19 protein-coding genes are annotated in these 22,566 nt (G+C 43.8%); 14 read left to right on the top strand and 5 right to left on the bottom strand.

The features are described 5' to 3' along the window. Nucleotides 1–148 precede the first annotated feature (148 nt). The 6 genes from BTU61_RS05680 to BTU61_RS05655 all read left to right on the top strand — a co-directional run bounded on the left by BTU61_RS05680 (nt 149) and on the right by BTU61_RS05655 (nt 7,359). Complete coding sequence (locus BTU61_RS05680) at nt 149–544, top strand: CopY/TcrY family copper transport repressor (RefSeq protein WP_073949806.1); 396 nt, start codon at nt 149–151, stop codon at nt 542–544. 18 nt (nt 545–562) lie between these two features. Continuing rightward, complete coding sequence (locus tag BTU61_RS05675) at nt 563–934, top strand: cupredoxin domain-containing protein (RefSeq protein WP_187538784.1); 372 nt, start codon at nt 563–565, stop codon at nt 932–934. 10 nt (nt 935–944) lie between these two features. After that, a complete protein-coding gene (locus BTU61_RS05670) occupies nt 945–3,167 on the top strand; it encodes a heavy metal translocating P-type ATPase (RefSeq protein ID WP_234700096.1) in 2,223 nt (740 codons plus the stop codon). 360 nt (nt 3,168–3,527) lie between these two features. Continuing rightward, entirely contained in the window at nt 3,528–5,303 is a 1,776-nt protein-coding gene (gene spxB / locus BTU61_RS05665; RefSeq protein WP_200772716.1) for a pyruvate oxidase, read from the top strand. 59 nt (nt 5,304–5,362) lie between these two features. Beyond that, on the top strand, nt 5,363–5,710 hold the full coding sequence (locus BTU61_RS05660; protein WP_200772715.1) for a VOC family protein: 348 nt from the start codon (nt 5,363–5,365) through the stop codon (nt 5,708–5,710). 209 nt (nt 5,711–5,919) lie between these two features. Then, a complete protein-coding gene (locus BTU61_RS05655; RefSeq protein ID WP_200772714.1) occupies nt 5,920–7,359 on the top strand; it encodes a 6-phospho-beta-glucosidase in 1,440 nt (479 codons plus the stop codon). A gap of 126 nt (nt 7,360–7,485) precedes the next feature. Here BTU61_RS05655 and BTU61_RS05650 read toward each other — a convergent pair whose 3' ends face one another. Continuing rightward, nucleotides 7,486–8,019: a hypothetical protein gene (locus tag BTU61_RS05650; protein WP_200772713.1), complete on the bottom strand. Its 534-nt coding sequence runs from the start codon at nt 8,017–8,019 to the stop codon at nt 7,486–7,488. A gap of 203 nt (nt 8,020–8,222) precedes the next feature. On the opposite strand from BTU61_RS05650, the gene BTU61_RS05645 reads away from it, so the two are divergent. Continuing rightward, nucleotides 8,223–8,912: a response regulator transcription factor gene (locus BTU61_RS05645; protein ID WP_200772712.1), complete on the top strand. Its 690-nt coding sequence runs from the start codon at nt 8,223–8,225 to the stop codon at nt 8,910–8,912. After that, nucleotides 8,912–9,799: a sensor histidine kinase gene (locus BTU61_RS05640; protein WP_200772711.1), complete on the top strand. Its 888-nt coding sequence runs from the start codon at nt 8,912–8,914 to the stop codon at nt 9,797–9,799. Before BTU61_RS05645 ends, BTU61_RS05640 begins: the two co-directional genes overlap by 1 nt. Nucleotides 9,800–10,128: 329 nt before the next feature. Here BTU61_RS05640 and BTU61_RS05635 read toward each other — a convergent pair whose 3' ends face one another. From BTU61_RS05635 to BTU61_RS05625, 3 genes are all read right to left on the bottom strand, one after another. Continuing rightward, nucleotides 10,129–10,881: an ABC transporter permease gene (locus BTU61_RS05635; RefSeq protein ID WP_200772710.1), complete on the bottom strand. Its 753-nt coding sequence runs from the start codon at nt 10,879–10,881 to the stop codon at nt 10,129–10,131. A gap of 54 nt (nt 10,882–10,935) precedes the next feature. Then, nucleotides 10,936–11,844 (bottom strand): ABC transporter ATP-binding protein, encoded by a 909-nt coding sequence (locus tag BTU61_RS05630; protein WP_200772709.1) that lies wholly within the window; start codon nt 11,842–11,844, stop codon nt 10,936–10,938. Nucleotides 11,845–12,129: 285 nt separating this feature from the next. After that, nucleotides 12,130–12,744: an alpha/beta fold hydrolase gene (locus BTU61_RS05625; protein WP_200772708.1), complete on the bottom strand. Its 615-nt coding sequence runs from the start codon at nt 12,742–12,744 to the stop codon at nt 12,130–12,132. Between the two features lie 450 nt (nt 12,745–13,194). On the opposite strand from BTU61_RS05625, the gene BTU61_RS05620 reads away from it, so the two are divergent. The 5 genes from BTU61_RS05620 to BTU61_RS05600 all read left to right on the top strand — a co-directional run bounded on the left by BTU61_RS05620 (nt 13,195) and on the right by BTU61_RS05600 (nt 20,936). Continuing rightward, nucleotides 13,195–17,445 carry a Cna B-type domain-containing protein gene (locus BTU61_RS05620; RefSeq protein ID WP_200772707.1) on the top strand — a complete coding sequence of 1,417 codons (4,251 nt, stop codon included), beginning with the start codon at nt 13,195–13,197 and terminating at the stop codon, nt 17,443–17,445. A 498-nt stretch (nt 17,446–17,943) separates the two neighbouring features. Further along, nucleotides 17,944–18,546 carry an ECF transporter S component gene (locus BTU61_RS05615; protein WP_200772706.1) on the top strand — a complete coding sequence of 201 codons (603 nt, stop codon included), beginning with the start codon at nt 17,944–17,946 and terminating at the stop codon, nt 18,544–18,546. Beyond that, nucleotides 18,546–19,337 carry an energy-coupling factor transporter transmembrane component T gene (locus BTU61_RS05610; protein ID WP_200772705.1) on the top strand — a complete coding sequence of 264 codons (792 nt, stop codon included), beginning with the start codon at nt 18,546–18,548 and terminating at the stop codon, nt 19,335–19,337. The genes BTU61_RS05615 and BTU61_RS05610 overlap by 1 nt, the downstream gene beginning before the upstream one ends. Further along, complete coding sequence (locus BTU61_RS05605) at nt 19,313–20,149, top strand: ABC transporter ATP-binding protein (protein ID WP_200772704.1); 837 nt, start codon at nt 19,313–19,315, stop codon at nt 20,147–20,149. Before BTU61_RS05610 ends, BTU61_RS05605 begins: the two co-directional genes overlap by 25 nt. Next, complete coding sequence (locus tag BTU61_RS05600) at nt 20,136–20,936, top strand: energy-coupling factor ABC transporter ATP-binding protein (RefSeq protein WP_200772703.1); 801 nt, start codon at nt 20,136–20,138, stop codon at nt 20,934–20,936. Before BTU61_RS05605 ends, BTU61_RS05600 begins: the two co-directional genes overlap by 14 nt. 224 nt (nt 20,937–21,160) lie before the next feature. On the opposite strand, the gene BTU61_RS05595 is transcribed toward BTU61_RS05600, so the two are convergent. Further along, nucleotides 21,161–21,322 carry a hypothetical protein gene (locus BTU61_RS05595; RefSeq protein ID WP_001062367.1) on the bottom strand — a complete coding sequence of 54 codons (162 nt, stop codon included), beginning with the start codon at nt 21,320–21,322 and terminating at the stop codon, nt 21,161–21,163. A 213-nt stretch (nt 21,323–21,535) separates the two neighbouring features. Here BTU61_RS05595 and BTU61_RS05590 point away from each other — a divergent pair, with 213 nt between their 5' ends. After that, nucleotides 21,536–22,474 carry an AEC family transporter gene (locus BTU61_RS05590; RefSeq protein WP_200772702.1) on the top strand — a complete coding sequence of 313 codons (939 nt, stop codon included), beginning with the start codon at nt 21,536–21,538 and terminating at the stop codon, nt 22,472–22,474. Nucleotides 22,475–22,566: the final 92 nt, after the last annotated feature.

The following is a 22,566-nucleotide window of genomic DNA, read 5'->3' as shown; positions in this document are numbered from 1 at the left end:
GGTGGGACGACGAAATCGAATTCTAACGAATGACCGATTTCTGTCCCACTCTCTGTTTTTTTTTTAAAACTTTTTGTTGACAAATGTAAATCTTAGGTGTAAAATAACATCATAAGGTTTACAAATGTAGATTTAGAAAGGAGAGGTCATGCAAATTTCCAATGCAGAATGGCGCATCATGAAGATTATCTGGATGGAAGGCAAGCAGACCAGCACGGATTTGATTGCCGTCTTGTCCGAGCGCTTTGACTGGTCGAAGTCGACCATCAAGACCCTCTTGACGCGCTTGGTTGAAAAGGGCTGTCTGACCAGAGAAAAATCTGGCAAAGCCTTTGTCTACTCGGCTTTGTTGAAGCAGGACCAGAGTTTAGACTTGGTGGTTGAGGAGGTGAAAGACAAGGTTTGCTCAAAAAGAATTGTCCAGGTGCTTGAAAACTTGATTCAGGAGAGTGACTTTACGCTTGCAGATCTTAATCAGCTGCAGCAGGTCCTGGAAGAAAAGAAAGCAGAGGCTGTCGAAACAGTCCCTTGCAATTGTATGTAATAGAAAGAAGGAATTTCAATGTTTGGATTGTTAATTAGTATTGTTTGTTTACTTGGGGTTGCTTTTATTGCTTGGTGGTTCTTTGCAGAGCATGAAAAGGTAAGCGGCCAAGCTCGTCAGAAATCAGGTTATCAAGAAATTGAAGTCGAAGTCATGGGGGGCTATTCGCCTGAAACCATTGTCCTGAAAAAGAATGTTCCAGCCCGGATCATCTTTCATCGCAAGGATCCATCTTCATGTCTGGCTCAAGTGATCTTTCCAGATTTTGGCGTTCATGAAGATTTGCCTTTAGGTGAAAAACATGTCATTGAAATTACGCCAGAAAAAGCGGGCGAATATGGGTTTTCATGTGGAATGAACATGATGCATGGTCAAATGATTGTGGAATAAAGGAGTAGGTATGGTAGAAAAACAAAAAGCAGTTGTGGAAAACGGAGTGCAAAAGATCCGTATTACAGCAGAAAAGGGCTATAGTCCCAAAGAATTTCAACTTCAAAAAGGGATCCCTGCTGAAATCACCTTTCATCGGGTCAATCCTTCCGGCTGTTACAAGGAAATTTTGTTTGAAGATCAGGGGATTTTAGAGCCTTTGGAAGTCGGTGTGGATAAGGTGATATCCTTTACCCCGACAGAAACAGGGGACTTTGAGTTTTCTTGTGGAATGAAGATGCAAAAGGGTTCCTACACGGTTGTGGAAAAACGCCGTCGTGTCTTAAGTTTACGGGATCGCTTTTGGATTACTAGTATCTTTACCCTTCCTTTATTGATCTTGATGATCGGGATGTGGGCAGGACTTGTATCTCATCCAGTCAATCGCTGGGGAAACTTTCTAGCGACAACGCCGATCATGTTGGTAGCAGGAGTACCTTTTATCAAGAGTGCCTGGGCCTCATTTAAGAAGCACCATTCCAATATGGATACCTTGGTAGCTCTTGGAACCCTGGTAGCCTATGTCTATAGTGTATTTGCACTTTTTACTGGTCAGCCAGTATACTTTGAGGCTGCGGGTTTTATCATCTTCTTTATCCTCTTAGGGCAAATCTTTGAAGAACGGATGCGTAACAATGCCTCCGAGGCTGTGGAAAAGTTGTTGGATTTGCAGGCAAAAACGGCTCAAGTTCTCCGTGATGGGAACTATGTCGAGGTGGCGGCGGAAGATATCCAAATTGGTGACTTGATTCGGGTCCGTCCTGGGGAAAAGATCGCAGTTGATGGGACGATTGTAGAAGGAAGTACGACCATTGATGAGTCGATGGTGACAGGTGAAAGCTTACCTGTGGAAAAATCAGTTGGTGATGCAGTGATTGGCTCCACTATCAACAGCAATGGGACCATTCTCTTTAAGGCTGAAAAAGTCGGTAGTGAGACCCTCTTATCTCAAATTGTGGACTTTGTCAAAATGGCCCAATCCAGTCGTGCTCCTATTCAAGATTTGACGGATAAGATTTCAGGTATCTTTGTTCCAGTGGTGACGATTTTGGCCATTGTGACTTTCTGGGTTTGGTCCGTGCTTCTGGGCGCGTCGCTTCAAGAGGCCATGCTCTATGCAGTTTCTGTCCTCATTATTGCCTGTCCTTGTGCCCTTGGTTTAGCAACCCCAACAGCCCTGATGGTCGGAACCGGCCGTAGTGCCAAGATGGGGGTTCTGATTAAAAATGGAACAGTTCTTCAAGAAGTGCAAAAGATTCAAACCGTTGTGTTTGATAAGACAGGGACTATTACCATTGGCCAACCACTTGTAACCGATGTTGTAGGAGATGAAGCGCGTGTCTTGACACTGGCTGCTAGTCTTGAAACTTTTTCAGAACATCCACTAGCCCAAGCGGTGTTATCCCAAGCAGAAGAAAAAGGTTTGGTGTTATCCCCTGTGGAAAACTTCCAAGCGATTGAAGGAAAAGGGGTCCAAGGTCAGATCGACCAGCAGTTGGTGACCTTGGGAAATGGCAAACTTCATGACGGGACAGCGATGGATCCGGAGCTTGAAAAACGGATGGTAGAGTTGCAAGAGCAGGCCAAAACTGTTATCAGTTTGTCTGTGGATGGGCAAGTTATTGGCTTGATTGCCATTCAAGATGCTCCGAAGGCCAGCTCAAAAGAAGCGATCAAAAAGCTCAAAGAACGGGGCTTGAAAACGGTTATGTTAACGGGGGATAATGAACGGGTGGCCCAAGCTATTGCTAAGCAAGTGGGAATTGACACCGTCATTGCTGATGTCCTTCCTCAAGAAAAAGCTAGCGCCATCCAAAAACTGCAAGAAAGCAGTAAGGTAGCCTTTGTTGGAGATGGGATCAATGATGCTCCTGCTCTTTCGATCGCAGATGTGGGGATCGCTATGGGATCTGGAACGGATATTGCGATCGAGTCCGGTGGCATCGTGCTCACGCAAAATGATTTGCTTGGCGTTGTGCGCGCCTTTGACATGAGTCAAAAGACCTTCCACAGGATCTTACTCAATCTCTTCTGGGCCTCTATCTACAATATCCTTGGGCTTCCAATTGCTGCCGGGGTCTTTGTAGGACTGGGATTGACCCTCAATCCAGAACTAGCAGGTCTTGCCATGGCCCTTAGTTCTTTGTCTGTTTTGACTAGCTCGCTGCTTCTCAATGTTGCGAAAATTGATTAGACTCAATAAAAAAATGGTACAGAATTCATTTAAGATTCTGTACCACTTTTTTGTCTTTTCCTACAACCACAAGGGAAAACGGGTGCATGGATTTTATAATAAAATATCCTATTATAAGATAGTTTGTGAAAAATTCTCAAATTCAGCATCTGTTATGTAATAGGGATTGAGCATCTCTGAGCAGATCCTTATACATGTGAATCTCTTTGTGATAAATTAGTACTGTAATCGTTTTGTAAATCGTTTTCATGAGAATAGTCAGAATAAATTCATTTTCAAGACGAGCTTTGATCGCAAAGATGAAGTAGAAGCGCTGTGCTTCATTTTTCAGGATCAAATTAGAAATAAAGGAGAGTTAGAATGACTCAAGGGAAAATTACTGCATCTGCAGCAATGTTGAACGTATTGAAAACATGGGGCGTAGACACTATCTACGGTATCCCATCAGGAACACTTAGCTCATTGATGGACGCTTTGGCTGAAGACAAAGATATCCGTTTCTTGCAAGTTCGCCATGAAGAAACTGGTGCACTTGCAGCGGTTATGCAAGCTAAATTTGGTGGCTCTATCGGGGTTGCAGTTGGTTCAGGTGGACCTGGTGCGACTCACTTGATCAATGGTGTTTATGACGCAGCGATGGATAACACTCCATTTCTTGCCATTCTTGGATCACGTCCAGTGAATGAATTGAACTTGGATGCCTTCCAAGAATTGAACCAAAACCCAATGTACAACGGTATCGCTGTATACAACAAACGTGTAGCTTACGCAGAACAATTGCCAAAAGTCATTGACGAAGCTTGCCGTGCTGCTGTTTCTAAAAAAGGTCCAGCGGTTGTTGAAATTCCAGTAAACTTTGGTTTCCAAGAAATCGACGAAAACTCATACTACGGATCAGGTTCATATGAACGTTCATTTATCGCTCCTGCTTTGAATGAAACTGAAATTGACAAAGCGGTTGAAATCTTGAACAATGCTGAACGCCCAGTGATCTATGCTGGTTTCGGTGGAGTTGGTGCTGGTGATGTCATCACTGAATTGTCACGTAAAATCAAAGCACCAATCATCACAACTGGTAAAAACTTTGAAGCGTTCGAATGGAACTACGAAGGTTTGACAGGTTCTGCTTACCGTGTTGGTTGGAAGCCAGCCAACGAAGTGGTCTTTGAAGCAGACACAGTTCTTTTCCTTGGTTCAAACTTCCCATTTGCTGAAGTTTACGAAGCCTTCAAGAACACTGAAAAATTCATCCAAGTGGATATCGACCCTTACAAACTTGGTAAACGTCACGCCCTTGACGCTTCAATCCTTGGTGACGCAGGTCAAGCAGCTAAAGCAATCCTTGACAAAGTGAATCCAGTTGAATCTACTCCATGGTGGCGTGCTAACGTGAAGAACAACCAAAACTGGCGTGATTACATGAACAAACTCGAAGGTAAAACTGAGGGTGAATTGCAATTGTATCAAGTTTACAACGCTATCAACAAATACGCTGATCAAGACGCTATCTACTCAATCGACGTCGGTGACACTACTCAAACATCTACTCGTCACCTTCACATGACACCTAAGAACATGTGGCGGACATCTCCACTCTTTGCGACAATGGGTATTGCCCTTCCTGGTGGTATCGCTGCTAAGAAAGACAATCCAGATCGCCAAGTATGGAACATCATGGGTGACGGTGCATTCAACATGTGCTACCCAGACGTGATCACAAACGTTCAATACGACCTTCCAGTTATCAACGTTGTCTTCTCAAATGGTAAATATGCCTTTATCAAGGACAAATACGAAGATACAAACAAACACTTGTTTGGTTGTGACTTCACAAATGCTGACTATGCGAAAATCGCTGAAGCGCAAGGAGCTGTTGGATTTACAGTTGACCGTATCGAAGATATCGATGCTGTTGTTGCAGAAGCTGTGAAACTCAACAAAGAAGGTAAGACAGTTGTGATCGATGCCCGCATCACTCAACACCGTCCACTTCCAGTAGAAGTACTTGAGTTGGATCCAAAACAACACTCAGAAGAAGCTATCAAAGCCTTCAAGGAAAAATACGAAGCAGAAGAACTCGTACCATTCCGCCTCTTCTTGGAAGAAGAAGGTTTGCAATCACGCGCAATCAAATAATTTCTCTCGTGGAACTTAAAAAGACCGGAGTTATCCGGTCTTTTTCTGGAGGATAGTAAATGAATTTAAATCAATTGGATATTATTGTTTCAAATGTTCCCCAAGTCTGTGCTGAACTGGAGCATATCTTGGATAAAAAGGCAGATTATGCTGATGATAGTTTTGCTCAGTTCACGATTGGCAGTCATTGTCTTATGTTCTCACAAAGCCATTTGATACCTCTGGAAAATTTTCAGTCAGGAATCATCCTACACATTGAAGTTGAAGATTTGGAACAGAATCAAAAGCGTTTGAAAGAATTAGGGATTGAGATTTTACATGGGCCAGCTGTGACGGATTGGGGAACAGAATCCCTGCTAGTTAAAGGCCCTGCTGGTTTAGTGATTGATTTTTATAGAATGAAATAATGGCGCATAGTCATTTGAAGTTAACCATAATGATTCTTAAAACAGAATGTGCGAATATGAACTATTGAAAGACCGGAGCAATCCGGTCTTTTTCTGTTGCGCATGTATAGGAGTTTTCTTAGAATAGTATCAGTTTTTCCTAGGATCTTGTAAGACTTTCGGGTTAAAGAGGGATATAATAGACCTATCAAATCAAGTGAGGTAGAGAGATGACATACAAACTTCAATTTCCAGATGGTTTCCTTTGGGGTGGAGCGACGGCTGCTAACCAGTGTGAGGGAGCTTATAATGAGGATGGCCGTGGCTTGGCCAATGTGGATGTGGTACCAATTGGACCTGATCGTCACGCGATTATCACGGGTCAGAAAAAGATGTTCGATTTTGAAGAGGGCTATTTTTACCCAGCTAAAGATGGCATTGATATGTACCATCGCTACAAGGAAGACATTGCCCTTTTTGGAGAAATGGGCTTTAAAACCTATCGTTTGTCCATTGCCTGGTCTCGGATCTTCCCACAAGGGGATGAACTGGAGCCAAACGAAGCAGGTCTCCAGTTCTATGAAGACCTCTTTAAGGAATGTCACAAGTATGGCATTGAGCCTTTGGTGACCATTACCCACTTTGACTGTCCCATGCATTTGATCACCGAGTATGGAGGTTGGCGTAGTCGTAAGATGTTAGAATACTACGAACGTCTCTGCCGAACGCTCTTCACTCGTTACAAAGGCTTGGTCAACTACTGGCTGACCTTTAATGAGATCAATATGATCCTCCACGCACCTTTTATGGGAGCGGGTCTCTGCTTTGAAGAAGGGGAGAATGAGGAACAAGTCAAATACCAGGCGGCTCACCATGAGTTGGTCGCTTCAGCCATTGCCACTAAGCTGTCCCATGAGATTGATCCGAACAACAAGGTTGGCTGTATGCTGGCAGCAGGGCAAAACTATCCCCATACCTGTGCTCCGCGAGATGTCTGGGCTGGTCTAGAAGAAGACCGCAAGAACTATTTCTTCATCGATGTGCAGGCGCGTGGGGAATACCCAAACTATGCTAAGAAAGAGTGGGAGCGTCAGGGGATTACGGTTGAGATGACCGAGCAGGACCTTCAATTATTGAAAGAGCATACGGTAGACTTTATTTCCTTCTCCTACTATGCTAGTCGGGTCGCTTCGGGTGATCCAGCTGAAAGGGAGAAAACAGCGGGCAATATCTTTGCTTCTCTGAAGAATCCCTACCTAGAAAGTTCAGAATGGGGTTGGCAGATTGACCCTCTTGGTCTCCGCATTACCCTCAATACCATCTGGGATCGGTATCAAAAGCCAATGTTTATCGTGGAAAATGGGCTTGGAGCAGTCGATACGCCAAATGAAGCGGGGAAAATCGAGGATGATTACCGGATTGACTACCTGGCTGCCCATGTCAAGGCCATGCGAGATGCCATTAACGAAGATGGTGTTGTCCTCTGGGGCTATACGACTTGGGGCTGTATTGACCTGGTCTCTGCCGGGACTGGAGAAATGAAGAAGCGCTACGGCTTCATCTATGTCGATCGGGACAACGAAGGCAAGGGAACCTTAGCTCGTTCGCGCAAGAAATCCTTCTATTGGTACAAAGAAGTCATTGCGACCAATGGAGCTTCTGTTAAATGAAAGTCTCCTCTAGAGCTAAACCATCTTCTGGATGACTCTCTGGCAGCAAACTAAAAAGCTTAGAATTCCAACCACAAGTTGGGGTCCTAAGCTTTTTGTCTGTAGTTAAGGCAAGTACTTACTGATTTACTGGTCGTAATCTAAGACATTGTTTTCGATGACAAACTTAGATTCAGCGGTAATGCTAGCTTCTCCTAGTTGCAACTGCGAACTTCCGTCTGGTTTCATGATTTGCCACTGACCGTCCTTGTGGGCGAAGATAGCCTGAAATGTGACGTTATCACTCTTATCTCGAATAGGTAGAACAAATGCTTGATCAGTATTCTCTAAGAGAATCTCTTCTTTTTTTTCAAAGTTATAGATATAAAATTGCCCAGTTCTTTGTCCCAAACCATGAAGTTCATCGACTTTTTGCCACTGCTCAAACTTATTCTGAACAAGGGATTCATTATAAATCTTGTTGAAGGTTTCGTTCCGTTTCTTCGTTTCTTCCTCGTCTAGTGTTTTCTGAAACTCTGCAACCTTTTTAGTCGTTTGAATGGTTTGTCTGTTTTGCTCCCTGATTTGCTGGCGGTGGATGACTCGCATCATTCTTGCAGCAACGCCCAGGATGACGAGGATGGATACAAGGCTGATTTTAGTTTTAGCATTATTTTTCATAAACTGGTCTCCCTATTTTGTCATTGGTCCTATTATACCCTTTGAAAGAAAGGATAGTCAAGTTCATCTTGTGGTGACCGAACATGCAGAATTGTAGGGGTACTATAGGATTTTATCAGATTTTCATTGACGAAGGTCCCTTTATTTGATAGGCTAGAGGAATAGAAATGATTTGGAATTCAAAGGAAAAAGGAGTGAGGCAAGTGGCACGAGTTTTATTAATCGAGGATAATAATGATATCCAAGAAATTTTGTATAGTCTCTTAAGTGAAGACCATGAGGTGCTTCAGGCTTTTTCAGGTACAGAAGGGTTGCGGCTCTTCCAGCAAGAAGTCATTGATTTGGTTCTTCTCGATATCATGCTTCCTGGGAAAAATGGCGATCAGGTCCTGGAGGAGATCCGTTTGCAGAGTCAAGTGCCGGTCATCATGATGACCGCTCTTGGAGACAAACACCTCATTAGCCAGTATCTCCTTGCAGGTGCCAATGATTATATCGTCAAGCCCTTTAATCTGGACGAAGTGGCAGCTCGGGTGACGGTGCAGCTGCGAAATCACGTCTCTCCAGCACAGGAAGCTCAAGCGTCGCAAAAGCTTTCCTTTAAAAATCTAGTCCTGAATCCAGAAAGCTTTGAACTGGAGTCTGGAGCAAAAACGCTTCGCTTGGGCAAAAAAGAATTTCAAATTTTTGAGACCTTACTGGCGCATCCAAAGAAGATTTTTACTAAGGAAGAATTGTATGAAGCGGTCTGGGAAGAAGTCTATCTGCCTGGAGATAATACGCTCAATGCCCAGTTGAGCAACCTCCGAAAGAAAATTGCTCAGCTCGATCCAGATGAGGACTATATTGAAACCGTCTGGGGCTTGGGAGTTCGCTTGAAAGGAGACCAGTAATGTGGGGATTGGTTCTAGTTCTAGTCGTCCTTGTCCTTCTCTTGGGACTGGGCTATGTTCGCTTACTTTCTTCCTTAGAGGATTTGCAGGAGCAAATCCAAAAGAAGCTCCAAAATGGGAGTGGGGTACGGTTGACATCTCAGGTCTCAAAAAAAGAATTGGTCGCCTTGACCAAGCAGATCAGTGATCTCTTTGAACAGATCGAACGGACCAATCGGATTGCCTTTCAAGAGAAGAAAACTTTAGATATGGCCATCAGTAATATTGCTCACGATATTCGGACGCCTTTGACCATTGCGTCGGGGTATACCCAACAAATTATCAAGAGCGGGACGCAAGAAGAGGAAAAACTGAAGAAAATTGCTTCCAATCTTCAAGTTGTCTCAAAACGCTTGGAATCTCTCTTGGAGTACAGACGCTTGATGGAGGGAGCCATCCAGCCTCGGATTTCAGACATTAATCTCAGCCAAGTGCTAACCCAGCAGTTGTTCCAGTATTACGATAGCTTGTCTGAGGCGGGGATTGCCTTAGAAGTGGAGATAGAGGAGCACCTTCATTATGCTACCGATCCGGAGCTTTGGGGGCGCCTCTTGCAAAATATGCTCAGCAATGTTCTCAAGCATGGAAAGGATCAGGCGCGGTTGATCCTGACTTCTGATGAGGAGAAGATTCGGGTCGAGCTGCGCAATATTGTGCAACAACCGATCCAGCACTTAGACCAACTGGCTAGTCGATTCTACTCTGAAAATCTGTCGGATACAGAAGAGTCTTCTGGCTTGGGGCTCTACATCATTCAAAATTTTGTAGAGATCTTAGGGGGAGACTTGCAACTGGCGACGGAGGCAGATTGGTTTATCTTGACCATTACACTAAGAAAAAAGGTTTGAGCAGATGTAGACAAAATATTATTTTACATTAAAACAGCTAGATACTTTTCAAAAAAAAGATTTTTATTTATAGTCATTTAAGAAAATTTAAAACTTTCCGCTGTGAGAAAAGTGCCTGAAACACAATAGTTTCAGGCACTCGGGAGTTTTGAGAGTAAAACAGTTCGGGGAACTGTTTTAGCCTGAGCTCAGAAATTAAAGAGAGAAGAGACTCAAAACTAAGTCATGGAACTTCTTTGAAGTTCGCTGACGTCCGTACTCACCTATGGAAAGTTTCTAAAATTACTTTGTCTTCAATATAAGGCCTGACCAATCGTCAAGCCTTTTTCTTATAAATCTTTGTGTTTAAAGGTAGCGAGTCCTAGGAAGCCGAAAACAAGGATGAAGCCAAGGGCGATAGAGAGGGTATTGTTGGTTGCTGTCGTACTTTGGACCATGGAATATTGGAATTCCAAGTTTAGATAGTGGAGAATGTCGATGTCTTTAAAGAAAAGCGCAGGAAGGCTTAAGAAGATATTTCCAACGAAGTAGCCAACGAAGGCCAAGGTGATGGATTGGCTGGCGTAAAGGAGGAAGGAAATAATGCTGACCCAAGCCAAGGTGGAGAGTAGCTGAATCAGAAGGGTCAATCCAAAATGAGCGAAGAAGTGTTCAGGCATGGTACCAAGTCCATTGTAGAGGGTCGCAATCAAGAAAACGAGACCATAAGAAACAAGAAATTGGAAAAGAGCAATGGTCAGAACAACGGCACTTTTGGCAAAGTAGTAGCTGGCACGAGAAACGCCATAGGCCAGACTATTCTTGTATAAGTTTTGTGTTAAGTCTGTTCCCAGGACCAAGGTGGTGACAATAATGGTAAAGAGAATCGTCACACTGATGCTGGAGGAGTAGTTGGTCAAGGCTTTAAAGCCCGTCCAAACTTCTGTCGCTTGGGGTAATTTGGATTCCGTATTGACACCGACGTGTCCGCTAGCTCCAAAGATGACTCCAGATAGGATATTGAGAACGAGAATGGCTTCTGTAATCCAAAAGCCTTTGGAGCGAAAAAGTCTATAAAAATCTGCTTGAATGGTATGCAACATGATAAATCTCCTAAATGAAATGGGTGGGATAAGTAATACAAGACGGTGGGTTGACTAGTCTACCAAGTCCGTAAAGAATTTTTCCAGATCTTGGCGGGCATAGTAGATTTCGTCCACGTCAATATCCGCTTGAACGATGGCTTTGACAATGACTTTAATATCGTGAGTCTGTCCAAAGATATGGATTTCTCCATCCTTATCGATGACCTTGATACGGTGATGGAGTTGATCTTGAATCAGTTGACTCGCAAGGGCTAGCTGGCTGGTCTTGAGGATGATGTAGTCTTCACCTTGCTCCTCGAATTCAGCCTTGCTAATTTCTTTGATTAGGCGTCCTTGGTCGACAATGCCAAAGCGGTTGGCAACCAGATAAAGTTCGGACAGGATGTGACTGGAAATGAGGATGGTCATGCCGAGTTCATCATTGAGGCGCTTGATCATCTGACGTAATTCCTTGATTCCGACTGGATCGAGACCATTGATGGGTTCATCTAGAATGAGGAAGTCGGGTTTGGCAATGAGCGCGATGGCAATTCCCAACCGTTGTTTCATCCCCAGTGAAAAATCACGGAATTTCTTATTACCAGTATTGTTCAGGCCCACATAGTTCAGGGTTTCTTTGATGACCTGGTCGGGGTTGGGAATATGGCGAGCCTTGCAATAGTAGACCAGGTTTTGATAGGCGGTCATATGCTTGTGAGCTACAGGACTCTCAATGACGGATCCGACTCGTTTCAGGGCTTGTGTCCACTGGGAACGATTTGTAGAAGAAAAGAGAGAGACGCTTCCGTCAGTTTCTTGAATTAGCTGGGTGATGACCTTGATGAGGGTGGTTTTCCCTGCGCCATTTTTACCGATCAGGCCATAGACGTCGCCTTTGCGAATGGTGAGATTCACATCATTTAAGGCATATTGATGACCAAATTTTTTACTCAAATGGGAAATTTCTAATACTTTTTCCATGGTTTTCTCCTTCGTCCAAATGACTTGTTGTTTTCTTTACACTCTTAGTATACAGCTTGCTTTTCAAATAACTATCAAGCAATTCTCAAATATTTCTAAAAAAAGAGAGTGGGACAGAAATCGGTAATTCGTTAGAATTCGATTTCGTCGTCCCACCTCCGCACAGTTGAGTAGGGCTGTAAAAGCTGATGAAATCAGCGTAGTAGAGCCCACTCAACCACTGCGTCTTGCTCGACAATCCAAAGATAATTGAGAGGCTAGGACTTTTGTCCCAGCCTCTTCATTTTAAAACCCAGCAACAAACTCCTTAATGACTTGCGCGAGTTCATAGGGTTTTTCGGTATTGAGTAGATGGCCTCCGTCTGCGATTTCTTGATAGTGGCCCTTAGGCAGGAGCTTGGTCAACTTTTTAGAAGAGGTCCGATTGGCCCAGTCCCTACTTCCACAAACGACTAGGGTAGGAAGAGAACAAGACTTAGCAACAGCAGTTAGATTCAGTCCCTTTAGTTCCGTTAGGATTTGGAGCATCTGGCGCTTATCGGCATCTTGTTTTTCAAAGAAATGCTTGGGAAGGAGACGAAAAAGGAGGATTTGGAGCCGATAGAGGGGGTTGGTGTTGAGTTTGTATTGTGTCCCTGCAAGTACCAAACCCTTGAGCTGCGGAAAGTCTTGTTTAGAAAGATCAAGGGCGAGAACGCCACCGAGAGAGAGACCGACCAAAATAAAAGGTTCGCTCTCCTGCTGGAGGCGCTCCATTAGCCTTTCTTTGACCTCCTGGTAGCTTTCAGTTGGATGAGAGAATATATCAAAGGTTTTTGAGTGCAGGGGTGACAGAGCAAATTGAACGCCTTGCCAAGAGAGGACATCCTGCCCTAGTCCATGTAAAAAAATCAGTTTCATTAGGAATCCTTTCTTTGAAAATTGAGAGAGCACCCCTTTTAGGGACCCTCCGTTTTTGATGGAATTTGTAAGGAGGCTATGTAAGCTCGTGCTTGAGTAACTCAGCTGAAGGTTGCATTATGTATTCAGTATACCAAAAATAAGGCTGGAAAGGTAGCTTGAAAGGAGGAAGTTGTCCGATCTATTTCCTTTACAAGGAGTCCTTCTATGTCACTTGTATCATCTTTATTTTACCAGGTTATCACTGTTTTATTTTCTTGCCCTTGAATAGCAAGGAGGGGAAATCAGGTCGAATAGCAACTTGTAATATAGACATTTATGGAAAAAGTGTCTATATTACAAACATGTTACAATTGTATTTCAAAAAAATTATTTTAAAGAAAAAACCTATGATAAAATAGATAAGAAAGCTGAATGAAGTAGGCGGATAACAACAAAAGGAGATAAATAATGAAGAAGATCAGTTTATTATGGAAAAACTTTTTGAAAAAAGGTTTTGCCATTTTAACGATTCTTATGATGCTAGGCCAGATTGGTCAAGGGGCTGTAACTGCCTTTGCCAACCAGCTAGCAGTTGGAGATAATGGAGCCTTGGATGTTACCCTCTTGTACGGGGATAAACAAGACCATCCAGGTGGCATGTCCTATTTTACAGGGGATACCATGTCTGGCTATATCCAGATTACCCCAAAAAATTTGACAACCGACATTAACGATGTCACTATTAACTTGAAGGTGCCAGGTAAGTACCTAAGAGAAGTCAGTATTCCAGACTTTAATAGTGCCTCAGAGCATGATCAACCAACGGTCACAAAAGTTGGTGATGACTATCTAGTCACCCTTCGCTTTAAAAATTACCAAAAATCAGAAGTGTTGACCTTGCCCTTTATCGGGAAGTTTACAATTGGGTATCCACCGACGAATTACTCGCTAGATATCACAGGAACCTTGAACATCAATGGGCAAGAAACAGCGCTCAATGATATCATTTGGAAGCCTAAGTACAACGACTATCGTTTCACCAAGTACATCAACCAAAACTTGAACGAAGCCATGTCTAAGGACTATGCGGAAGCAATGCCAGGGATTGTCAAAGGTGCGGATGGAAAGAACTATATTGAGACACCATCTTCTGTTCCATTTGCCTTCCAATTGGACGGAATGCGTGGTCAATACGGTGGTCAATACCGTCAGTTAGAATCAGCGACGATCACTGATAAGTTGCCAACCTATACAGATAAGAGCGGGAAGACTCGTACAGCTGTTCTTGATACAAGCAAGTCTGAAGGCTGGGTAGACAATGGGGATGGTACCGTTACGAAGACTTTCAAGGCGGATGCAAATGACAATCCAGCAGCTTATCACCAAGAATTTATGACCAAAATCAAGGATACAAGTTACCTCTACTTGAAATTCCCTGATTTGGTCTTAGAAAAAGACCAAACCCTCAAGGACGTTCTTAGCAAGGATTTGACCAATACTGGTAGCATCGTAGGAATTCCTGCCAACCGTGGAGCGGGAGAACCCGATATTACAGCGGAAGATTCCCTTATTTTCCGTTTGACTTCACGTGACCTTGAAGGTGCTGGAAGCTTTGCTAAACGGGCGGATGGGGATGTTTATGACGCAACGGAATACAAGTCTGCTAATTATAAATGGATCTTAAGTTATGCCAACAATACCGTTGCACCGCAGAAGAATTTCGTTTTTTACGATGAGACTGTGGACCCTCGCTTGAAGTTTACCAAGATCGATTATACACGTCTGCTGGAAGGAGGCTATGGTATTGGGAAGCAAATCCATACCATTGTCAAACGAATCATCCTGACCATGGAAGATGGTAGTACGAAAGAAATTCAGTCAGAAGCAGATAAAGATGGAAACGGTCAAATTGATTTGACCAAGTATGGAACGGTTGTAGGCTGGCGGATGGAAATGAAGGATGATTTTGTCCTTCCATCTGGTCAAGGAATTCGCCTCAATAGCTATACAAGCTTTAAGGATCCAGAAAAAACTCGTTACGATGAAGCTGATGCGACCAAAAATGTCTACAAGAACACAGGACGTGTGACCTATAAAACACAGTCAAATGTTGCCAAAGATCAGTCGGCGGATTGGACTTTCAACCTGATCCCTATGAAGGAAAGCTTTGAAATTTCAAAAACGACCGATTATAACGATGTCCAATACACAGATGGGAAGACAATTCGTTTCGGTCTGGTAGCAACAAGAGTTATCCTTGATCCTGATAAGAATTATGGGGATCTTCGGGTGATCGATCTTTATGATCCCAATACTTTGGATGTCGATTTTAAAGATCTTGATAGATACCTTTCCTCTGGCGATAGAGGTATGAACTCCTTCAAGAGCTATGATGTCATTGAAAACTATCACAACTCTGGTCGCACGGCTATTGTGATGCATTTGGATCAGAAAAAGTTTATTAAAGCTTCTCTTGAAAATAATAGCCAAGTTCGTCTACCATTTATCTATGCAAAATTAAAAGGGAAAGACGACGGTGGGACCTTTACCAACAAGCTTTATGTAGCAGGAAACGGGATCCACGATCTTGAAAATGCTAACCCTGATCGAGTTACCGAAGATGTCTATGACTTAAACGGGAATGGATCAACAACCGATAAGATTCCTTATGCTCAATCAAATTATACGATTGTCGCAGCAGAAGGGATCTATGCCCGCAAATACATCGCAAAAAATGATGATCTATCCGATGCATCTACTGTTACTCGTACCTTCAAACCTGGTGAAACCTTTAACTATAAGATCACCATTAAAAACAATACAGACAAGCCAGTCGAAGACGGAATTGTTTACGATGCCCTACCAAAAGTACATGATGTCAATACTCTGGATGGTTCAAATCGTTTGACTGAATATACGGTTAGCCTCCGTGGACCTGTATCTGCCCCTGAAGGCTGGACAGTCTACTACACGAAAGACCCTAGCGTCACAAGTGACACTATGGAGCAGGCTGCAGATAGAGATATCTGGATGACAGCTGTGGCAGATTACAGCCAAGTGACGGGTATCAAGTTTGTGGCTAATAAAGGCACGACGATCCCAGCACGTAGCGAAGCAAACTTTGGTGTTCCAGTCGTCAACCCAACTGAGTTGACAAAAGACGTCAAAGACTTGATGCAAAAACGTACCAAAGATAATGAAGACAACGGTGGACGTTCAGGTGTAGTTCAAGCCCATAACCAATTTGGATACAAGGCCAAAGGCCACCAAGGAAACCGTGAGTCAAATACCGTAACAGCACAAATCTTCTCAGCAGCTTTCCAAGTCAAGAAAGTCGATAAAGACGATCCGAAAAAAGCCCTTCAAGGTGCTACATTCACCTTGACAGATGCGAATGGTGCAATTGTTGCGACGGCTACTTCTGATAAAAACGGGGAACTTTCATTTAGTACCTTGACAGAAGGAACCTATACGCTCAAAGAAACACAAGCACCTGCAAATTACAAGTTGGATGCAACAGAACATGCAGTGGTTGTGGCCTATGATGCAGACAAGCAAATCTACCACGTCACGGTGGATGGAAAAGCTGTCGGCTCAAAAGCTCTTCCTCTAGAAATCGCGAATGAAGCAGATATCAAGTATATCGATCTTGAAGCTTCAAAAGTTTGGGATGACCAAGACAACCAAGAAGGGCTTCGCCCAGAAAGTGTCGAATTCCAACTCTACAAAAATGGAAAAGCGCAAGGAAAACCAGTCGCTGTCTCTGCTGCAACAGACTGGAAAGCCCACTTTACAAACCTTCCGGATAAAGACAGCAATGGCAAGCTCAATACCTATACGGTCAAAGAAGTGAAAGTACCAACTCATTATACGGTTGATACAGAAGAAGCCAGCTTCACTGATGGAAAAGCAACCATCACCAACAAACGCACTCCTGAGACAACGACCGTTACCGTCAAAAAAGTCTGGGATGATGCCGATAACCAAGACGGTCTTCGACCTACAACTATCAAGGTTCACCTCTTAGCCAATGGAAAAGAAGTGCAAGCAATCGATCTTGCTGGTCAAGGAAATGAATGGACGCATACCTTCACAGACCTACCAGTCTACAAAGATGGTCAAAAAGTTGTCTACACAGTGACTGAGGACAAAGTGGATAATTACACCACTAAGATTGATGGAACGACGATCACCAATAGCTACAAACCTGGTAAGACAAGCCTCACCGTTACCAAAAACTGGGAAGATGCCAATAACCAAGATGGCCTCCGTCCAAAAACGATTAAGGTTCAATTGTATGCTGGGGATGAAAAAGTTGGTCAAGCGGTTGAATTGTCAGCAGACAATAAATGGACCCATACCTTCTCAGACTTAGATGAGAAGAAAGCCGGCCAAGTCATTAACTATACAGTTAAAGAAATCGATGTTCCAAAAGGTTATGAAGCAAGTAAAGTTGAGGATGAAAAAGGAAATGTGGTGATTACCAATAAACATGTTCCAAAAGAAACTCCAAAACAACCAACTCCACCAAGTTCATCTGAACCGAAGAAACCAGGCCAACCTGAACCGAAAAAACCAAGCCAACCAGAGCCGAAGAAACCAGGCAAAATCTTAGGATTCTTACCAAATACGGGTACGACTATCTCTATCATTAGTCTTGTCTTAGCCTTTGTCTTGGCAAGTATCGCTGCTTATATTTTGAAGAAAAAGAAAAAATAAGCTAGCCTAAAATGAAGCGAGAGTGGGACAGAAATCGGTCATTCGTTAGAATTCGATTTCGTCGTCCCACCTCCGCACAGTTGAGTAGGGCTGTAAAAGCTGATGAAATCAGCGTAGTAGAGCCCACTCAACCACTGCGTCTTGCTTGACAATCCAAAAACAATTAAGAGGCAAGGACTTTTGTCCCAGCCTCGTTTTTGTTCTTCTAGCCTTAAATGATCGGATGATGGGAGTTACAACCCTTCCTATCAGGGTTAGGGGAGTAGTTGAAATTCATTTTCCGAACATTTTTAAGAAAAATTCAGAAAAACCTTGACATTTTAGGGAAAGAGAGTATGATTAATTGTGAACTGTTGAACAAGTGTTTTTAAGGAGAAGATCCGATGTCGACTAAGGTGATTCTGCTAAAATGATGACAGTTCAAGCATAAAAATCTTTAGAGCGTTGCGTCCGAAAGTCTAAACAGACACGGCTCTTTAAAAACAAAAGGAGAAGAATATGAAAACAGAACCGATTCATCGTACCAGTATGTGGAAGTTTAAGTTAAGTGCTGCCACCATGACTTTGATTCCCGCTGCCGTGGGGATTAACTATGTTGCCAAAGCCTTGGCGGAGGGGTTAAAGTTGCCCGTTTGGCTGGGGTCTTTGGGAACCTTTCTTGCCAGCATGTTGGCTGGGCCAGTTGCCGGTGCCATCAGTGGTTTCATCAACAATGTGATCTATGGGCTGACCTTATCGCCAATTTCAACCGTGTATGCGATTACCAGCATCGGAATTGGGATTGCTGTCGGAGTTTTGCACGCCAAGGGGTGGTTCTCGTCAGCGCGACGAGTATTTGTTTCTGCTATTATTATTGCCATCGTTTCAGCTGTCATTTCAACGCCACTCAACGTCATCTTTTGGGGTGGTCAGACCGGTATAGCTTGGGGTGACTCATTGTTTGCGGTAATGGTCGCCAATCATGCACCAGTGTGGCTGGCCTCATTTATCGATGAGTTTGTCTTGGATATTTTGGATAAAGTCTGCGTGGCCTATCTGGCATTCTTCATCTATCGTCAGCTGCCGAAGCGGATGATGCACTTCTTTAGCGATGATAAATGATGACTGATCAAACATTGAATTCTGGAGCGCCACGGGTCAAGTTCAAGTGGTACCAGGTGATCGATCCGATTACTAAGCTCTTGTTCATCTTGGACATGACGTTGTTGAGCTTTGCCAGTATGAATTTATTGCTTCAGGCCGGACTAATTCTTGTCGCAACACTGCTATTGTTATTTTCCAAATTGAGTTCTACCATCTTTAAGGCGCTGGGATTCAGCCTGTTTCTGATTTGCACCATGCTGATCATCCAAGGGTTATTTTACAGTCGGAATCAAACTGTGCTGTTTTCTGTGCTTGGGGTGTCGTTCTACAAAGAAGGCCTGATTTACGCCACCACTCTGGGTTGTCGAGTATTGGTGATTATTTTGACCAGTGGCTTTTTTATGGTGACCACGAGTATTTCAGAAAACGCGGCCTATTTGGAACTGTCCGGATTGTCTTATAAAACCGTCTACGTTCTGATGTCGGTGTGTTATATTTTGCCGGAAATGATGCGCAATATGCGGAAAATCCAGCAGGCACAAAAAGTTCGCGGAACCAATCCGCAAAAAACGTTGATTCAGAAATTAAAGTCAGTCCTGCCGGTTCTAATTCCATTGGTGATTAAGACCTTGGATCAATCGATGACGCGGTCGATTTCTCTCCAGCTGAGAGGTTTTGATAATCTCAACAGGACTGTCAGAACTTCCCAGCGCGTGTATCGCCTGTCGCGAACGCTGCACATTGGTCTGACTGGATTGGCAATTTTATTGATTGGGTGGAAGATATGGACGAAGATAAACGGATTGTAATTGAAAATTTGACCACCCGTTATCCGGGTACTGAGCAACCACAACTGCGTCAGATTAACGCGGAGGTTCATACCGGCCAGGTGGTTGGGATTATCGGGAATAGCCACTCCGGCAAATCGACTTTGTGCCGTGTGCTTGCAGGGGTCATTCCCAAAATGGTGTCTGCTGAGATTGAGGGCGACTGGCACATCTTTGGCCAGCGAGTGTCCGACAATTGGCCCGTTTATAATGCCATGAATGGAGTTGTACTGCAAAATCCAGCTGGCCAACTAAGCGGGTTGGCAGACACGGTTGCCGATGAAATCGCCTTTGACTTGATTAATCAGGGAATGGCTGAAGGACTGATTCAAAAACGGGTTGAAGAAGTTGCCACGCAAATGGGGCTGATTGAACAGCTGAATTTGCGTCCCGAGAGCCTTTCCGGTGGTCAGATCCAGCGGTTGGCAATTGCCACGGCGATTGCGGCTAACCCGGCTGTTTTGATTATGGATGATCCGACCAGTCAGATGGATCCCCTTGGCCGCCGACAATTTTTCCAATGGCTGGCCCAAGTCAAAGAGAAGACTGTCTTCATTGTCACCAGTGAAATTGACGATTTGTGCGAAGTCGCCGACCTTGTGTGGGTGCTGCACGAGGGTCAAATGGTAGCCCAGGGCAGGCCGGGTGAGGTGTTTAATCATTTGGCAGCTGACTGGCAGATTCCAGCCCCGACAATCCAGCAACTTGCTCAAAAAATGGATTGGCACTTGGCTGATGGCCGGTATCCGGTGAATGACGCTGAACTGAAGGAGGTTTGTTATGTCCACAATTGAACTGAAGCACCTGACGTTCACTTATCCGGAACGGTCCTTTAGCTTGGATGTTGAAGACAAACACTTCGCCGATCCGATGGTGGCGATTGTCGGCCAAAATGGTGCCGGCAAATCAACGCTCTTCAAATTGTTGACGGGCTTGCTGACACCACAAACCGGTGTGATTAAGATCGATGGAGAAAATTTTAATGATCTTAAACCAGTCGAAAAGTTACTGAAGGTTGGGATTACTTTTCAGAATCCTGACGATCAGCTTTTCAACCCGACCGTTCAACGAGAGGTGGAGTGGAGTGTCGCGCAGGTCATGGATGACCACGACACGATTACGAAGCGGGCTTTAGCGGCTCTAAAAAGAGTTGGCTTGGATGATAAAACAGCTGAAAGTCCATATGACCTGTCATTGTCGGAACGCAAGCTGTTGAGCGTTGCCACAGTTTTGGCAGTGGATCCGGCGATTTATTTATTTGATGAGCCGATGATGTCGCTTGATTTGGAAAGCCGGCGCAAGTTGACCGCAATTTTCCATGAGTTGGCTGATTCGGGCCACCAAGTTGTGACCATCACCCATGACATGGATTGGGTCGCCGCCGAGTTTGAGTCGGTGTATGTTATGGAACACGGAAAGTTTGGCTTCGCCGGCAGTCCACGGGAATTGTTCAGCGATCACGAACTTGTCCAGCGAGTGGGATTACTACCACCGCGGATTATGGACATAGCGGAGTCGCTGGGTGATTCACAGACATATTTATCGGTTAATGATTATTGCCAGAAAAATCGAGATGTATAGAAAAAGTCACCTCTGCGGGTTTTCCAGGTTGAAGGATTAACTTCAGCTTCTGGCAAGAACTCACATGGGTGACTTTTGTGTTTAATAACGTTTCATGATCATCGGGTGCTTCCTCAGATCACTCGGTTTGCTTTTACTTTGTTTCATGGTCATAATCATATACCATTTCTTTTGGATCTTTTGTTTGACTAATACAAAATAGGTCTTCATAGGTCTTTGCATTTTTAGCGCCCATTAGGATCATCAGTATAATTTTCTGAATTAGGAGACTGTCCCATCACTATTCGAACTTCGTCTCCCAACTTACGCTGTTCCCATTCATCCGTGAATCCTTTAAATCGCAATTCTGGAACTTTCTTTTTAACTGAATCATCTATTTTCGCCATAGTCCCCACCATTTTATTGGTTTTTCTTGATTTACCTTATTAACAGTCTCGTTGGTTGGTACCAATGGACCAAGGCGGCCAAGAAAGGCTACTAGTAACCATCAATAAAATCAAGAGGTGGGCATGTTCCTCCACCTCTTTTTGTGATATACTAGAGTAGTTTTTGAGACCTTGTGGAAAAACGCTCATTTCAAAGAAGTAAAAGGAGAAAACATGGACATCTTTTTGAGGAGTATATCAGGGATCCTGGTCATTCTAGGTATGATTTTAGTGGGCTTTGTCATAGGTGAAAAAGGCTGGTTTGATGACAAGTCACGTGGCTTGATCGCAAAATTAGTCACTCAAATCGCTTTGCCCTGCTATATGCTCTACACCATTACACAGCGTTTTACAGCGGCTGCCCTCCTAAAAATGTTACCAGAACTGCGTTTTCCTGCCCTGTCTATGGTCATTTTACTTGGCATCGCGACAGCAGTAGCTAGGATCTTTGCAGTGAGACAAGACCACCGGGGCCTCTTTATTTCCATGTTTTTTAACTCCAATACGATTTTTGTGGGTCTTCCCATTAACCAAGCCCTTTTCGGGGATGCCAGTATTCCCTATGTTTTGATCTATTACATGTGTAATACGACCTTTTTCTGGACCCTGGGGACCTACCTGATCCAGCGGGATGGCGAGGGAGAAGCTCAGTTTGATCTCAAAACGAGTCTGAAAAAAGTCTTTTCTCCTCCTCTCATGGGCTTTCTCTTAGGGCTAGTCTTGGTGATTCTTCATATCAAGCTCCCTACCTTTTTAGCCAGTGATTTACAGTATCTGGGTAATTTGACAACTCCTTTATCCATGATATTTATTGGTTTATCAGTGTCCAATGCAGGACTAAAGCAGCTGACTCTGAAAAAAGACCAATTCTTAATTCTGTTGGGACGCTTCGTGGTTGCCCCACTCTTGATGGCGACCATTGTTTACTGGGCACCTCTTCCAAGCTTGATGAAGCAAGTCTTTATCATTCAGTCCGCCATGCCTGTGATGACCAATGCGCCAGTCGTCGCCAAACTCTACGGAGCTGATAGCGATTACGCAGCGGTCATGGTGACAGAGACGACCCTTGCTACCATGGTGGTGATTCCCATACTCATGGTGTTGATGGCTTGATCAATAGGAATGGATTCGGTTCTTTATACCATTTATCTTAATTACCCAGTGAAGAAAGACATTTAAGAAACAGATCCATTCCTTTTCGTTCA

The sequence above is a fragment of the Streptococcus lactarius genome, assembly GCF_016642265.1.
Lineage (GTDB): Bacteria > Bacillota > Bacilli > Lactobacillales > Streptococcaceae > Streptococcus > Streptococcus lactarius.
This window is presented reverse-complemented; position numbering and strand designations above follow the sequence as displayed.